The sequence below is a fragment of the Pseudomonas putida genome (assembly GCF_002025705.1).
GTDB lineage: Bacteria > Pseudomonadota > Gammaproteobacteria > Pseudomonadales > Pseudomonadaceae > Aquipseudomonas > Aquipseudomonas putida_J.
The window spans coordinates 5,176,415-5,190,965 of sequence record NZ_CP018846.1 but is presented as its reverse complement, the minus strand read 5'-3'; the positions used below and the strand labels follow the sequence as shown (position 1 = coordinate 5,190,965).

General features: G+C 63.5%; 16 protein-coding genes. 8 read left to right on the top strand and 8 right to left on the bottom strand.

Going from position 1 to position 14,551, the window contains the following annotated elements:
• Nucleotides 1-71: 71 nt before the first annotated feature.
• The gene (locus tag BUQ73_RS23585) at nt 72-839 is read left to right on the top strand and encodes an SDR family oxidoreductase (protein WP_079229897.1); all 768 of its coding nucleotides are present in this window, start codon (nt 72-74) and stop codon (nt 837-839) included.
• A 57-nt stretch (nt 840-896) separates the two neighbouring features.
• Here BUQ73_RS23585 and BUQ73_RS23580 read toward each other — a convergent pair whose 3' ends face one another.
• From BUQ73_RS23580 to BUQ73_RS23570, 3 genes are all read right to left on the bottom strand, one after another.
• The gene (locus BUQ73_RS23580) at nt 897-1,994 is read right to left on the bottom strand and encodes an AGE family epimerase/isomerase (RefSeq protein WP_079229896.1); all 1,098 of its coding nucleotides are present in this window, start codon (nt 1,992-1,994) and stop codon (nt 897-899) included.
• Between the two features lie 43 nt (nt 1,995-2,037).
• A complete protein-coding gene (locus BUQ73_RS23575) occupies nt 2,038-2,673 on the bottom strand; it encodes a TetR family transcriptional regulator (protein WP_079229895.1) in 636 nt (211 codons plus the stop codon).
• A 122-nt stretch (nt 2,674-2,795) separates the two neighbouring features.
• Nucleotides 2,796-3,338 (bottom strand): phage infection protein, encoded by a 543-nt coding sequence (locus tag BUQ73_RS23570; protein WP_079229894.1) that lies wholly within the window; start codon nt 3,336-3,338, stop codon nt 2,796-2,798.
• A gap of 340 nt (nt 3,339-3,678) precedes the next feature.
• Here BUQ73_RS23570 and BUQ73_RS23560 point away from each other — a divergent pair, with 340 nt between their 5' ends.
• Nucleotides 3,679-5,745, top strand: a complete 2,067-nt coding sequence (locus BUQ73_RS23560; RefSeq protein WP_079229892.1) for an AsmA family protein — start codon at nt 3,679-3,681, stop codon at nt 5,743-5,745.
• 26 nt (nt 5,746-5,771) lie between these two features.
• On the opposite strand, the gene BUQ73_RS23555 is transcribed toward BUQ73_RS23560, so the two are convergent.
• Together BUQ73_RS23555 and osmE are read right to left on the bottom strand one after the other, a co-directional pair.
• Nucleotides 5,772-6,302, bottom strand: coding sequence for a ferritin-like domain-containing protein (locus tag BUQ73_RS23555; RefSeq protein ID WP_079229891.1), 531 nt, complete (start codon nt 6,300-6,302; stop codon nt 5,772-5,774).
• A 48-nt stretch (nt 6,303-6,350) separates the two neighbouring features.
• Nucleotides 6,351-6,692 (bottom strand): osmotically-inducible lipoprotein OsmE, encoded by a 342-nt coding sequence (gene osmE, locus BUQ73_RS23550; RefSeq protein ID WP_027920776.1) that lies wholly within the window; start codon nt 6,690-6,692, stop codon nt 6,351-6,353.
• Nucleotides 6,693-6,816: 124 nt separating this feature from the next.
• Here osmE and BUQ73_RS23545 point away from each other — a divergent pair, with 124 nt between their 5' ends.
• Nucleotides 6,817-7,707, top strand: coding sequence for an esterase/lipase family protein (locus BUQ73_RS23545; RefSeq protein WP_079229890.1), 891 nt, complete (start codon nt 6,817-6,819; stop codon nt 7,705-7,707).
• Here the strand turns inward: BUQ73_RS23545 and BUQ73_RS23540 are convergent.
• Nucleotides 7,704-8,576, bottom strand: a complete 873-nt coding sequence (locus BUQ73_RS23540; protein ID WP_079229889.1) for a DMT family transporter — start codon at nt 8,574-8,576, stop codon at nt 7,704-7,706. The genes BUQ73_RS23545 and BUQ73_RS23540 overlap by 4 nt on opposite strands.
• A gap of 221 nt (nt 8,577-8,797) precedes the next feature.
• Between BUQ73_RS23540 and BUQ73_RS23535 the strand changes: the two genes are divergently transcribed.
• From BUQ73_RS23535 to BUQ73_RS23525, 3 genes are all read left to right on the top strand, one after another.
• A complete protein-coding gene (locus BUQ73_RS23535; RefSeq protein ID WP_079230613.1) occupies nt 8,798-9,586 on the top strand; it encodes an AraC family transcriptional regulator in 789 nt (262 codons plus the stop codon).
• Between the two features lie 61 nt (nt 9,587-9,647).
• Nucleotides 9,648-9,935 (top strand): PsiF family protein, encoded by a 288-nt coding sequence (locus tag BUQ73_RS23530; RefSeq protein WP_027920780.1) that lies wholly within the window; start codon nt 9,648-9,650, stop codon nt 9,933-9,935.
• 70 nt (nt 9,936-10,005) lie between these two features.
• A complete protein-coding gene (locus tag BUQ73_RS23525) occupies nt 10,006-11,013 on the top strand; it encodes an AI-2E family transporter (protein ID WP_079229888.1) in 1,008 nt (335 codons plus the stop codon).
• Nucleotides 11,014-11,152: 139 nt separating this feature from the next.
• Here BUQ73_RS23525 and BUQ73_RS23520 read toward each other — a convergent pair whose 3' ends face one another.
• Nucleotides 11,153-12,424: an Hsp70 family protein gene (locus BUQ73_RS23520; RefSeq protein WP_079229887.1), complete on the bottom strand. Its 1,272-nt coding sequence runs from the start codon at nt 12,422-12,424 to the stop codon at nt 11,153-11,155.
• Between the two features lie 163 nt (nt 12,425-12,587).
• Here BUQ73_RS23520 and cbpA point away from each other — a divergent pair, with 163 nt between their 5' ends.
• Together cbpA and BUQ73_RS23510 are read left to right on the top strand one after the other, a co-directional pair.
• Complete coding sequence (gene cbpA, locus BUQ73_RS23515; RefSeq protein ID WP_079229886.1) at nt 12,588-13,556, top strand: curved DNA-binding protein; 969 nt, start codon at nt 12,588-12,590, stop codon at nt 13,554-13,556.
• 2 nt (nt 13,557-13,558) lie between these two features.
• Nucleotides 13,559-13,864 (top strand): chaperone modulator CbpM, encoded by a 306-nt coding sequence (locus BUQ73_RS23510; protein ID WP_027920784.1) that lies wholly within the window; start codon nt 13,559-13,561, stop codon nt 13,862-13,864.
• A 146-nt stretch (nt 13,865-14,010) separates the two neighbouring features.
• Here the strand turns inward: BUQ73_RS23510 and BUQ73_RS23505 are convergent, their stop codons facing one another.
• On the bottom strand, nt 14,011-14,526 hold the full coding sequence (locus BUQ73_RS23505; protein ID WP_079229885.1) for a GNAT family N-acetyltransferase: 516 nt from the start codon (nt 14,524-14,526) through the stop codon (nt 14,011-14,013).
• Nucleotides 14,527-14,551 lie beyond the last annotated feature (25 nt).

Genomic DNA, 14,551 nt, shown 5'->3' with positions numbered 1-14,551 from the left:
GGCTTGCTGCCGGCGCCCGGCGCGGGCATGCTGCAAACCTGCCGATGACAACCTACCGCGAGGAACAGAGCATGACGTCCACCGTATTCATCACTGGCGCGACTTCCGGTTTTGGCGAGGCCACTGCCCGGCGCTTCGCCGAAGCTGGCTGGAAACTGGTGCTCACCGGTCGTCGCAAGGACCGCCTGGATGCCCTGTGCGCCGAACTGTCGGCCAAGACCGAAGTACACGGCCTGGTACTCGACGTGCGTGACCGCAAGGCCATGGAGCAGGCCATCGCCAACCTGCCGGCAGGCTTCGAAAAAATTCGTGGCCTGGTCAACAATGCCGGCTTGGCGCTGGGTGTGGATGCGGCGCAGAACTGCAGCCTGGACGACTGGGAAACCATGGTCGACACCAACATCAAGGGGCTGATGTACACCACTCGCTTGCTGCTGCCGCGCCTGATCGCCCACGGCCGTGGCGCCTCGATCCTCAACGTTGGTTCGGTGGCGGGCAATTATCCGTACCCGGGTAGCAACGTGTATGGCGGGACCAAGGCGTTTGTCGGCCAGTTCTCGCTGAGCTTGCGCTGCGACCTGCGCGGCACCGGGGTGCGGGTGAGCAACATCGAGCCGGGGCTGTGCGAGAGCGAGTTCTCGCTGGTGCGCTTCGGCGGTGACCAGGCCAAGTACGATGCCACCTACGCTGGCGCCGAGCCGATCCAGCCGCAAGACATCGCCGAGACCATCTTCTGGATCCTCAATCAGCCGGCCCACATCAACATCAACAGCCTTGAGTTGATGCCAGTGAGCCAGGACTGGGCAGGGTTCTCGATCGACCGTTCGGCCAAGGGCTGAGCATTGTAGGGGCGGCCTTGCCGGGGCGCCGGCAAGGCCGCTCCTACAGGGAATGCCTCAAGCCAGGCGCTGCAAGCCTTCCAGGCAGGTTGCCAAGTGATAGGGGGTCGTCGAAGGCATATCGTGCCGGCTCACCGCCCCTTCACCATCCCGGCACTCATACCAGCCACCTGCATGCAGGAACTGCTGTTCCATCGCCTTCAACTGCACCAGCAGCTTCGCCTCATTGCCAGGGCGCAGCGCCAGCGCACGCAGATATTCTGCCTGTGCCCAGATCCGCTGAGTCGCATCGAGCACGTTGCCTTCCACATCGAGCGTGGCCAACACTGCCGCATTGTTCACCCCGCATAGCTCGGCATAGCCGAAGGCCTGGTCAATGGATGCATGCAGCGGTATCCCCCGCAGCAGCGGCGAGGTCTCCAGCAGGTAGAACCATTCGAACTGGTGCCCTGGTTCAAACCAGTTATCCACAGCGCCCCGTGGCTTTTCCAGCATCAGCCCATGCTGCGGTTCGATGAAGTGCGCCTGCAACGATTCGCAAAGCTTGAGCAGCGATTGCTGCACGTGCTCGTCCTCGCGTACTGCCAGCACCTGCAGGAAGGCCTCGGCCAGGTGCATTTGCGGGTTCTGCAGCGGGCCACTGCCGAGGTCGGCCCAGTCTTCGCCGAGGCTGGCTTCATACAAGCCATCATCCCGGGCGAACTGTTCGTCTACCACTTCCAGTGCGGCATTGAGGGTGGCCTCCACCAAGCCTTCGCCGACCTTGCCCCAGTAGTGCGCGCAGGCAAAGACGATGAAGGCGTGGGTGTAGAGGTCCTTGCGCCGGTCCAGCGGCTTGCCCTCGGCATCGATGCTGTAGAACCAGCCGCCATGCTCGGCATCGTGGAAGTGCTTCTGCAACGAGCGGAACAGCGCCGCCGCCCGCTCGGCCGCGCCCGGTTGTTCGATGCGGCAGCTGAACAGGTAAAGCTGACGAGCACAGGCCATGGCCCGGTAGCGCTGCACCGGCAACGGACGGTGCTGGGCGTCCAGCGCCTCGTAGGGCAGGGCCATATCGGCGTTCCAGCCCGGACCTTGCCACAGCGGCACGATGCGTTCGGCGAAGTGCTGGTTGAAGCGGGCCAGTTCGGGCAGGGTGGGGCGGGGGTTGGGCATGTTGGCGCTCGTCGCTTTCGGGCAGGGCGCCATGGTAGCAGAACTAGGGTTGTGGGTTGCCCAGCCCTTGCCAGTGGCGCGCGCCGACGAAGATGAAACGCAACTGCTGGGTGATCTTTTCCCGAGCGCTCAGCACCTGTGGATAACCCGGCTCGGGGCTGTCGATCAGCTCCGGCAGGGTGGCGAATACGGTCTTCACCACCAGGTCGGCCATCACCGCCAGCGCAGCGTTGTCCAGATGCTGCCAGCGCTTCATTCGCGCAAGGTCCGTGGCCAGGTCGTCGCTGATGTCCTGGCGCAGGCGGGCGATGGCCTGGCGCACGGCGTGCGAACCGCCGTACTGCTCACGGGCGAGGAACAGGAACTGGGCGCGGTGGGCGGCGACCACGTCGAGGAAGATCCGCACGGAAGCATCGGTGATGCCACCGAGTTCGAATTCGTTTTGCCGCACCAGGCGGATGGTCTGGCGGAATGTGGCGTCGACTTCGGCCACCAATGCCAGGCCCAGGGCGTCCATGTCTGAAAAGTGCCGATAAAAGCCAGTGGGCACGATGCCTGCGGCCTTGGCCACTTCGCGCAGGCTGACGCTGCCAAAGCCACGGCCGCTCTCCATGAGCTGGCAGGCGGCGTCCAGCAGGGCCTGGCGGGTCTGTAGCTTCTGTTCGGCGCGCGGCAGCATGGAGCGGGCTTCTGTGAGGGTGAGGCTGGGCACTCTAGATAAAAAAACAAAGCCCGGTCAATGGACCGGGCTGGGAGGGGAGCAAGCAGTGTGACAGAGGTTGTTCTTTTCGGTCATGGCGATCAGCTCACATGGCTGATTTCAACCAGACGATCCGAGCCACCTTCAGCCACGCGGCCAGAGCGTTCGATCAGGCGATCCGAGCCACCTTCGGCAACACGGCCAGAGCGTTCAATCAGGCGATCCGAGCCACCTTCGGCGACGCGGCCAGAGCGTTCGATCAGACGATCCGAGCCACCTTCGGCAACACGGCCAGAGCGTTCGATCAGACGATCCGAGCCACCTTCGGCAACACGGCCAGAGCGTTCGATCAGACGATCCGAGCCACCTTCGGCAACACGGCCACTGCGTTCGATCAGACGGTCCGAGCCACCTTCGGCGACGCGGCCACTGCGTTCAATCAAGCGGTCCGAGCCACCTTCGGCAACACGGCCACTGCGTTCGATCAGACGATCCGAACCACCTTCGGCAACGGTGTTCAGCGGTTGGGCGATTTCTGCGGCGCTGGAGCGCGATTCGGCGGTCAGGTGCTGATCGGCAGCTGGCAGGGCAAAGGCGTTGGCAGCAAGGATGGACAGGGTCAGGCTCAGCAGTGTGCGTTTCATGGTTCGGTGCTCCTCTCGGGGGCTGGAAAGTGGGTACGAAGCCAATGCTACGCCCGGTGCCGCCAGAGAGAAGTTCATACGGGTAATGGTAACAATCGACAGTATTGATAGCGTTCCTCGGTAGCTCTATCTCGGCTATTTCAGAGGCTGATAAGGCTATTTGCCATTAATGACGCGAGGTGGCGCAAGCCCCCGGCCAAGCGCAGAAGCCGAGCAAGAAACCCGAAAAAACTCGCTATCATGACCGTCTCCAATAAAACCCAGCGGGTTTTCATGAGTCCGAGATACTGAGTGCCATCGTTACGCCTGCTTTGTGCCATGCCGTCAGGAGAATCACGCAATGACGCGTCCCGCCAGAATCCTCATCTGGACCTTAACCACCCTGTTGACCCTGCTGGCGATCCTGGTGGTGATCATCGCCACCTTCGACTGGAACCGCGTCAAGCCGCTGCTCAACGAGAAAGTTTCCGAGGCATTGCACCGGCCATTCGCGATCAACGGCAACCTCGCCGTGCACTGGCGTACCGAGCCGGAGGAAGGTGGCTGGCGCGCCTGGGTGCCATGGCCGCACCTGATTGCCGAAGACCTGACCCTGGGCAACCCAGACTGGCTCAAGACGCCGCAGATGGTTGGCCTGGAGCGTGTTGAACTGCGCCTGGCGCCGCTGCCGCTGCTGTTCCAGCAAATCAGCATCCCGCGCATCGACCTGACCAAGCCCACTGCCAGCCTTGTGCGCCAGGCCGATGGCCGCGCCAACTGGAACTTCGACTTCGGGCCCAAGGACGACAACGAGCAGCCATCCAAGTGGCAGCTGGACATCGGTGCCATCGGCTTTGACCAAGGCAATGTCAGCTTCGACGACCAGACCTTGAAAACCAGCATGAAGGTGCAGATCGACCCGCTCGGAAAACCGATCCCCTTCAGTGACATCGTCGGCAAGGCCAGCGCCGAAAAGGCCGGAGGCGCCCAGGATTACGCGTTCGGGCTCAAGGCCGAAGGCCGCTACAAAGGCCAGCCGGTATCCGGCACCGGCAAGATCGGCGGCCTGCTGGCGCTGCAGGACGCCAGCCAGCCATTCCCGTTGCAGGCTGATGTGCGCATCGCCGATACCCATGTGGTGCTCGCCGGTACCCTGACCGACCCACGCAACCTCGGCGCGTTGGACCTGCGCCTGCGCTTGTCTGGTGCCAGCCTGGGCAACCTCTACCCGCTGACCGGTGTGACGCTGCCCGACACCCCGGCCTATTCCACAGATGGCCGGCTCAGCGCCAACCTGCATGCAGCCGAAGGCGCGACCTTCAATTACCAGGGTTTCAACGGCAAGATCGGCGACAGCGACATCCATGGCGACCTGGCCTTCGTCGCCAGCCAGCCACGGCCCAAGCTGTCTGGCAATCTGGTGTCCAACCAGCTGCTGTTCAAGGACCTGGCCCCGCTGATCGGTGCCGACTCCAATGCCGAACAGAAGGCCCGCGGCGGTGCCAGCAAGCAGCCGGCCGACAAAGTGCTGCCGGTGGAGGAGTTCCGCACCGAACGCTGGCGCGCCATGGACGCCGACGTCAGCTTTGCCGGCAAGCGCATCGTGCACAGTGAAAAGCTGCCATTCAACGACCTGTCTGCCCACGTGATCCTCGAAGACGGCCTGCTGCGCCTGGAGCCGCTGCGCTTTGGTGTGGCTGGCGGCAGCCTGGCATCCAACATCCGCCTGGACGGCCGCAACGTGCCGCTGCAGGGTCGCGCCCAGCTGACTGCGCGTGGCTTCAAGCTCAAGCAGCTGTTCCCGGGGTTTGCGCCGATGCAGACCAGTTTCGGCGAGCTTAACGGCGATGCCGACATCAGTGGCCGTGGCAACTCGGTGGCGGCGTTGCTGGGCACGGCCAACGGCAATTTGCGCATGCTGATCAATGACGGCGCCATCAGCCGCAGCCTGATGGAGATTGCCGGGCTCAACGTCGGCAACTACGTGGTTGGCAAGCTGTTCGGCGATGAAGACGTGAAGATCAACTGCGCGGCGGCGGACGTGGGGATCAAGGACGGCCTGGCGACCACACGGTTGTTCATCTTCGATACCGAGAACGCGATCATCTACATCAACGGTACGGCCAACTTTGCCAGCGAGCAGCTGGATTTGAAGATCACCCCGGAATCCAAAGGGCTGCGGTTGTTCTCGCTGCGTTCGCCCTTGTATGTGCGTGGTCCATTCGCCAAGCCAAGTGCCGGGGTGCAGGCGGTGCCGTTGGCGCTGCGCGGCGCGGGGATGGTTGCGCTGGGCGTGATTGCCGGGCCGGCTGCAGGGTTGCTGGCGCTAGTGGCGCCAAGCAGTGGCGATCAGCCTAATCAGTGCACGCCGCTGCTGGAGCAGATGAAAGCCGGCAAGGCGCCGGCTGCGGTGAAAAAGCAGAAATAGCAGGGGGCGCAAAGCGCCCCCAACAATTACAACCCTTGAAGCAGATCGGACATGTCGTCCGCGTGCTCTTCTTCCTGGGCCAGGATGTCTTCAAAGATGCGGCGGGTAGTCGGGTCTTTATCACCAATGTACTGAATGATCTCGCGATAGCTGTCGATGGCAATCCGCTCCGCCACCAGGTCCTCCAGCACCATCTCCTTCAGCGAGCTGCCGGCTACATACTGCGCATGGGAATTCTTGGTCAGGTTGTCCGGGTTGAAGTCCGGCTCGCCGCCCAACTGCACGATGCGTTCGGCCAGCTTGTCGGCGTGCTCGGCTTCCTGGTTGGCATGCTCCAGGAACTCGCTGGCCGCCACACTGGCCTTGATCCCGCTGGCCATGAAGTAATGGCGCTTGTAGCGCAGCACACAGACCAGCTCGGTGGCCAGCGACTCATTGAGCAGCCGCAGGATTTCCTTGCGGTCGGCATGGTAACCCTCGGTCACCGCACCTTGCTCGACATGCTGGCGGGCACGCTTGCGCAGGGTTTGCACATCGGTCAGTTCAACGTTGCTCATGATTGTCTCCAAACAGATCAGGACGGTGGGTCAAGGTAGGCGGGAGGTTCAGGCGCCGTGGGCGGCTTTGCTGTCCTCTTCTCGTTGCTTGCAGGTTTTGAAACCCTTGGCATCGACATGGCCGGTGGCGTCGAAACGCACGTAATACGGCTGCTGGTGGCCGTCGCGGTTGAGGATGTAGTCGTTGCAGGTACCCCCGTGCGGCAAGTCGATCACGTTCGACGGGCTTCCGCCGATGGCGATGACCTTCTGCATGGTCATGCCGTTTTCCACTTGCTTGACCAGCGGCTCGTCGCGGTAGGTGACATGGTCCACCGGGTTTTCCGGGTGGCTGCTGCAGGCGGCCAGGGCCGCGCTCGCCAGAAGGACTGCCAGGGTCTGCTTGTACATGGTCCCGCTCCTTGCAAAGGGTCTGTTCTGGTTTGGAACCGCGCGGCGCGTCAGGAGTTCGATTGCGATCGTCATCGAAGCGGCGCTAGTGTTGGCCGATCGTCCACGCAAAGGGGCTCAAGCCATGCAGCAGGAGTTGGCCACGCGATACCCATTGGTGCTGGTGCCGGGCATGCTTGGGTTCGTCCGGGTGCTGCTCTATCCATACTGGTTCGGCATTGTCCGGGCCCTGCGCAAGGGCGGCGCGCAAGTGTTCCCGGTGCAGGTCTCGCCGCTGCATTCCAGCGAAGTGCGGGGTGAACAGTTGCTGGCGATCATCGAAGACATCTGCCAGCGCACCGGTGCGGCAAAGGTCAACCTCATCGGCCACAGCCAGGGGGCGCTGAGCGCCCGATATGCGGCGGCCAAGCGGCCCGACAGGGTGGCATCGGTGACTTCGGTGGCGGGGCCCAACCATGGCTCGGAGCTGGCCGATCACCTTGAGCGTACGGCGCCTGGTGATTCACCCCAGGGGCGCATCCTCAAGGCCATCCTGCATGGCCTGGCGGTGTTGCTGGTATGGCTGGAAACCGGCTGGCGCCGCGACCCGCTGCCGGTCGATGTGCATGCTTCGCACCAGTCCCTGACCAGCGCCGGCGTGGCCTTGTTCAACCAGACTTATCCACAGGGGCTACCGCAGACCTGGGGCGGGGAGGGGGCGTATGAGGTGAACGGCGTGCGCTACTACTCCTGGTCCGGCACCTTGCAGCCCGGGCTGACCGACCAGGGGCGCAATCGGTTCGACGGCAGCAGCCGCTTCTGCCGGCTGTTCGCGCGCAGTTTCGTCAAGGAAAGGGGCCATTGCGATGGCATGGTCGGGCGTTTCAGTTCGCACCTGGGTCAGGTGATCGGTGATGACTTCCCGCTTGATCACTTGGACATCGTCAACCAGTCGCTGGGCGCCGTGGGCAAGGGCGCCGAGCCGCTGCGGCTGTTCACCGAACATGCGGCGCGGCTCAAGGCAGCCGGGCTCTAGCGGCGTACCGGCGTGGTCCAGCGCTCGGCCAGAATGACCCCGACCAAGGTCAGCAGACCACCGATCAGGTGATAGCTGGCCAGCTGCTCGCCGAGCACCACGGCGGCGATCACCGCGGTCACCACCGGTAGCAGGTTGAAAAACAGCGTGGTACGGCTTGGCCCCAGGCGATGCACGGCCTGCATCCACACCAACGGGGCGATCATCGAGGCGAGCACGCAGGCGTACAGCACCAGGCCGATGTTGTGGCCGTTCAGGCCGGTTTTTTCCGAGAGCAGGAACAACGGCAGCAGCACCAGGATGGCCACCAGCACTTGCAGGTACAGCAGCTGCAACGGTGGCAGGCGCAACTGCCATTTCTTCAACAGGAAGCTATACAGCGCGTAGGCCAGGGTCGCCACCAGCATCAGCAGGTCGCCGCTGTTCAGGCCTTGTTCCAGCAGGATGCCGGGCTGGCCGGCAGACACCACTTCGAGCACACCGACGAACGACACCACCGCACCTGCCAGGGCGCCATAGCTCAAGCGCTGGCCCAGCCAGGCGATGGACAGGGCCAGCGACATCAGCGGCATCAGCGAAAGGATGATGCCCATGTTGGTGGCGCTGGTGATGCCGGCGGCAAAGTACGCCAGGCTTTGGTACACGGCCATGCCCAGCACGCCGAGGATGGCCACCTTGCCCAGGTGCGGGCGGATGGCCGCACGGTTGCGCCACACGGCGGGCAGCAGGAACGGGGTGAACAGCGCGCCAGCCAGAAGCCAGCGGTAGAAGCCGATTTCGGCGGGGTGGATGGCACCGGCGGACAGCTTGGTGACCACGGTGTTGCCGGCCCAGATGAGGATGGCGGTGAGGGGGAACAGGTAATTCATGTTGCTGTGATTCTCTGAAGTGCCGCGGAGTGTACTGAGGGCGCTGTGCGCCCCTTTCGCGACACAAGGCCGCTCCCACAGGTGATGATCGATTGCAGATGTGGGAGCGGCCTTGCGTCGCGAAAGGCCTGCGCAGCAGGCCCCGATGGAGGGCTATTATCGGTTGTCTGTTCGCAAGCCTATACTTGCATCCAGACAACCTGCCCCGTGAAGCAGACAGCATGCAACGCAAATACCTCGACATCCCCCAGTTCGCCCAACTACCGGCCCCGGTGTACTTCCGCCACGACGAGTTCGGCGCCGACACCCACAGTGCGCCCCATCGTCACGCCTGGGGCCAGCTCAACTACACCGCCCACGGGGTGATGCATCTGGACGTAGCCGGCCAGCGCTTCCTGTCGCCCCCGCACTACGCCGTGTGGGTACCGCCGGGCACCGAGCACGGGTGCTACAACCCCCAGGCCATCGTCTACCGCTCGGTCTACCTGCAAAGCAGCCTGTGCGCGGCGCTGCCGGCGCAACCGTGCAGCCTGGTGATCAGCGACATCCTCAAGGCCATCCTCGGCGACTTTGCCCGCCGCAACCTGCGGGTGGCCCAGGACGAACGTGACCAGCGCCTGGTACAGGTGCTGCTCGACCAGTTGCTGCTGGCGCCGACCCAGACCTGCTACCTGCCCTTCGCCCGCAGCGACGGACTGCGCCAAGTGCTTGATGCCCTGGCGGCCGACCCTGGCGACAATCGCCCGCTGGCCGACTGGGCCGCGCGGGTGCATGTCAGCGAGCGTACCCTGGCCCGTCAGTTCCTGCGCGAGCTGGGTATCAGCTTTGGTGAATGGCGCCTGCGCCTGCGCTTCTTGCGCGCCATCGAGGCTCTGGAAGCCGGCCTGCCGATCCAGGCGATAGCCTTCGACCTCGGCTACAGCAGCGCCTCGGCGTTCATCGCCATGTTCCAGCGCCAGGCCCGCTGTACCCCGGAGCAATACCGGCGGCAGGCCCGGCAGGGGATGTAAGAATTCTTGTCTACACTCAGCCTGACCCCGTGCACAGGGCGCGGAGAAAGGAGACTACTCCATGAAAATGCTGCAAATGCCACTGCTGGTGTTAGCTGTATTGTTCAGCGCACAAGGATTTGCCGCCAACACGGCGCAACAGGAAAAGATGAAAACCTGCAACGCCGACGCCACTACCAAGGCCCTCAAGGGTGATGAGCGCAAGGCGTTCATGAGCACCTGCCTGAAGAAGGACGTGCCGCAGTCGCAGCAGGACAAGATGAAGACCTGCAACGCCGACGCCAGCACCAAAGCCTTGAAGGGCGACGAGCGCAAGGCGTTCATGAGCGACTGCCTGAAGAAGAAGTGACCTGCGCCTATGCCTGTGCCCTGAAGGCTGGCAGACTGCGGGCATTCCCGCCGTCTGCCGTCGAGGCTGTATGACTTTCACCCCCCGTCAGGTCACCCTGGCCAGCTTGATCATCGTCATGGCCGGGCTGCTGCTGGCCTTGCCCCTGAAGTTGCTGCCCAGCCTGCTCGCCGGCCTGCTGGTGTTCGAGCTGGTCAACATGCTCACCCCACGCCTGCAGCCGCTGATCGCCGGGCAGCGTGCGCGCTGGCTGGCGGTGGCGCTGCTCGGCACGCTGGTGGTCAGTGTCCTGACCCTGTTGATTGCCGGTGCCTTCAGCTTCCTGCTGCACGAAGCCGAAAACCCAGGCGCGTCGCTGGACAAGTTCATGGGCTTGGTCGAGCGCGCTCGCAGCCAGCTGCCACCCTTCATCGAGGCTTACCTGCCGGCCAGCGCGGCGGAGTTCAAGGTAGCCATCGGCGACTGGATCAAGAGCCACCTGAGCGACCTGCAACTGGTAGGCAAGGGCATGGCGCACATGTTCGTGACGCTGCTGATCGGCATGATCCTCGGCGCGATCATCGCCTTGCAGCGCATCCCCGACCTTTCCCGGCGCAAGCCGCTGGCTGCAGCCCTGTTCGAGCGGCTGAACCTACTGGTGCAGGCGTTTCGCAATATCGTCTTCGCGCAGATCAAGATTTCACTGCTGAACACGACGTTCACCGGCATTTTCCTCGTGGTGGTGATGCCGTTGTTCGGCGTGCACCTGCCGCTGACCAAGACGCTGATCGTGCTGACGTTCCTGCTTGGGCTGCTGCCGGTGATCGGTAACCTGATGTCCAACACCTTGATCACCATCGTCGGCCTGTCATTGTCGATCTGGGTGGCGGCGGCGGCGCTGGGTTACCTGATCGTGATCCACAAGGTCGAGTATTTCCTCAACGCGAAGATCGTCGGTGGGCAGATCAGCGCCAAGGCCTGGGAGCTGTTGCTGGCGATGCTGGTGTTTGAGGCGGCGTTCGGGCTGCCCGGAGTGGTGGCGGGGCCGGTGTATTACGCCTATCTGAAGAGTGAGCTGCGACGGGCTGAGCTGGTCTGACAGATCGCCGGGGCCGCTTTGCGGCCCTTTCGCGACACAAGGCCGCTCCCACAGGATCACCATGGCTGCTGGGCTGTAGGTAATCCTGTGGGAGCGGCCTTGTGTCGCGAAAGGGCTGCGCAGCAGCCCCAAAAATGGCTCAGGCCGCGCCGTAGCGTTTGCGCGCCTCGATAGCCAACCCGCTACCAATGCTGCCGAAGATGTTGCCTTCCACATGCCGCGCATTCGGCAGCATTGCCGCCACGCTGTTGCGCAACGCCGGAATCCCGCTCGAACCGCCGGTGAAGAACACCGTATCGACCTGGCCTGCACTCACGCCGGCCTTGCCCAGCAACTCGGTCACACTGCCGCGCACCCGCTCCAGCAGGCCTTCGATGGCTTGCTCGAACAGCTCCCGGGTCAGGTCCACACCCAGTTCACGTTCCACGCGGCTGAGGTCGACGCGACGGCTGACTTGCTCGGTCAGCTCGATCTTGCTGGCTTCCACTTCCATCGCCAGCCAGTGCCCGGCGCGCTCTTCGATCAGTTTGAACAGGCGATCGATGCCCAGCGTGTCCTCGATGTCGTAGCGCATGCTGCCCAGCGCCAGCTGCGACTTCTGCGAGTACAGGGCGTTGATGGTGTGCCAGGTAGCCAGGTTCAGGTGGTAGCTGGTGGGCATCAGCGCGCCGCTCTTCATTCGGCTGCCATAGCCGAACAGGGGCATCACGCCCTGCAGGCTCAGCTGCTTGTCGAAGTCGGTACCGCCGATGTGCACGCCGCCGGTGGCGAGGATGTCGCTCTGGCGCTCGGCCACCAGGTGGCGTTCGGGCGACAGGCGGATCAGGGTAAAGTCCGAAGTACCACCGCCGATATCGACGATGAGCACCAGCTCTTCACGGCTGATGCCCGACTCGTAGTCGAACGCCGCGGCAATCGGCTCGTACTGGAATGACACGTCCTTGAAGCCGATCTTGCGCGCTACCTCGGCCAGGGTGTCCTCGGCTTCCTGGTCGGCGGCCGGGTCTTCGTCGACGAAAAACACCGGGCGGCCCAGCACCACCTGGTCGAATTCACGACCGGCGGCCGCTTCGCCGCGTTTTTTCAGCTCGCCGATGAACATGCCAAGCAAGTCCTTGAACGGCAGGGCACTGCCCAGCACGCTGGTGTCATGCTTGATCAGCTTGGAGCCCAGCAGGCTCTTCAGCGAGCGCATCAGCCGGCCTTCGTAGCCTTCCAGGTACTCGTGCAGCGCCAGGCGGCCATACACCGGGCGGCGCTCCTCGATATTGAAGAACACCACCGACGGCAGGGTGATCTTTCCGTCTTCCAGGGCAATCAGCGACTCGACGCCCGGGCGGTGCCAGCCGACCGTGGAGTTGGAGGTGCCGAAGTCGATACCCAGAGCGCGGGCCGGCGATACGTCAGACATGGGAAAAAGCTTCCGGAGGCAAAACGGCCGCGCAGTTTATGCCAGTTGGCTACAGAATCAAGACCGATCGTCTGCCTCGAGGCAACCCCAAGCGAACCTTGAAAGGCTATGCTTGACCCCTATCTTCAGATGCAACACGCAAATTCACATTGGTGATCCAACGATGGACTTCAAAGACTATTACAAGATACTCGGCGTAGAGCCCACGGCGGACGAAAAGGCGATCAAGGCCGCGTACCGCAAGCTGGCGCGCAAGTATCACCCTGACGTCAGCAAGGAGCGCGACGCTGAGGACAAGTTCAAGGAGGCCAACGAGGCCTACGAGGTGCTGGGTGACGCGCAGAAACGCGCCGAATTCGACGAGATCCGCAAGTACGGCGGCCAGCATGGCCGGCCGTTCCAGGCCCCGCCAGGCTGGCAGAGCCGTGGCGGCGCAGGTGCAGCTGGCGGTGGCTTCGAGGGCGGCGACTTCTCTGACTTCTTCAGCTCGATCTTCGGTGCCCGCGGCGGTAACCCGTTCGGTGGCGGTGCCCGGCAACAACAACGCAGCGCCGGCAGGCGAGGGCAGGACGTGGAACTGGAACTGGCGATCTTCCTGGAAGAAACCCTGAGCAAGGAATCCAAGCAGATCAGCTTCCAGGTGCCGCAAACCAATGCGGCCGGCCAGCGCACCGGGTTCACCACCAAGACCCTGAACGTGAAGATCCCGGCCGGGGTCACCGACGGCGAGCGCATCCGCCTCAAGGGCCAGGGCGCGCCCGGTGTTGGTGGCGGCGCCAACGGCGACCTGTTCCTGACCGTGCGCATGGCACCGCATCCGCTGTTCGATGTCGAAGGCCATGACCTGATCATCACCGTGCCGCTGGCACCGTGGGAGGCTGCCCTGGGCACCAAGGTGGCGGTACCGACCCTGACCGGCAAGATCAACCTGACCATCCGCCCCGACAGCCAGAGCGGCCAGCGCCTGCGCGTACCGGGTATGGGCCTGGCCAACAAGAACGGCGAGCGCGGCAACCTTTACGCGCAGCTGAAAGTGGTCATGCCGCCAGCGTCCGACGCTGCTACCCGTGAACTATGGACCCAGCTTTCCGAGAAAGCGGCGTTCGACCCGAGGACACAATGGAGTAAGTGATCATGAGCAGCACCCTGATCGTTCAACTGGACATGCGTACCCTGTGTCAGGAAGCCGACATCACGGCTGACTACGTGATCGAGATTGTCGAACACGGCATTGTCGAACCTTCGGGGCGAACGCCGGAGGACTGGCTGTTCGACGATCAGGCGCCGCTCTTGGCCAAGCGCGCGGCGAAGCTGCATCAGGAGCTGGAACTGGAGTGGGAAGGGGTGGCGCTGGCGCTGGAACTGCTGCAGGAAGTGCAGCAGCTGCGCAGTGAGAACAGCATGTTGAGGCAGCGGCTGGGCAGGTTTACCCAGATGTAAGGCACCTCACAGGTCCTCTTGTGGGAGCGGCCTTGTGTCGCGAAAGGGCTGCGTAGCAGCCCCAGATTTTTGCCCCTCTGCAAGATTGCTGGGGCTGCTACGCAGCCCTTTCGCGACACAAGGCCGCTCCTACAAAGGACCGCATTTCAGGTTGGATCAGCACCTGGGTTCAGCACCAGTTGCATGAAGGTCAGGTCCAGCCAGCGGCCAAACTTCACCCCCACCTGCGGCATCTGCCCGGTCACCACGAAGCCCATCCGCTCATGAATGCGCACCGAAGCGGCATTGCCGCTTTCGATGGCCGCGACCATCACGTGCTTGCCGCACCCACGCGCACGCTCGATCAGCGCCTCCATCAGCACCGGCCCCAGGCCCTTGCCGCGCTGGTCACCGCGGACATACACCGAGTGTTCCACGGTCAGGCGAAAACCTTCGAACGGCCGCCAGTCGCCAAACGATGCATAACCCAGCACACCGCTCTCATCCACCGCCACCAGGATCGGATAGCCCTGTTGCGCCCGTGCTTCGAACCAGGCCTGGCGGTTGCCCAGGTCCACCGGGGTTTCGTTCCAGATTGCCGTGGTGTTGCGCACGGCGTCGTTGTAGATGTCGAGGATGCCCGGCACGTCGGCGGGCAGGGCGTCGCGGATTAGGTAACTCATGACAGCGTCTCGCAGGGTCGTTGGT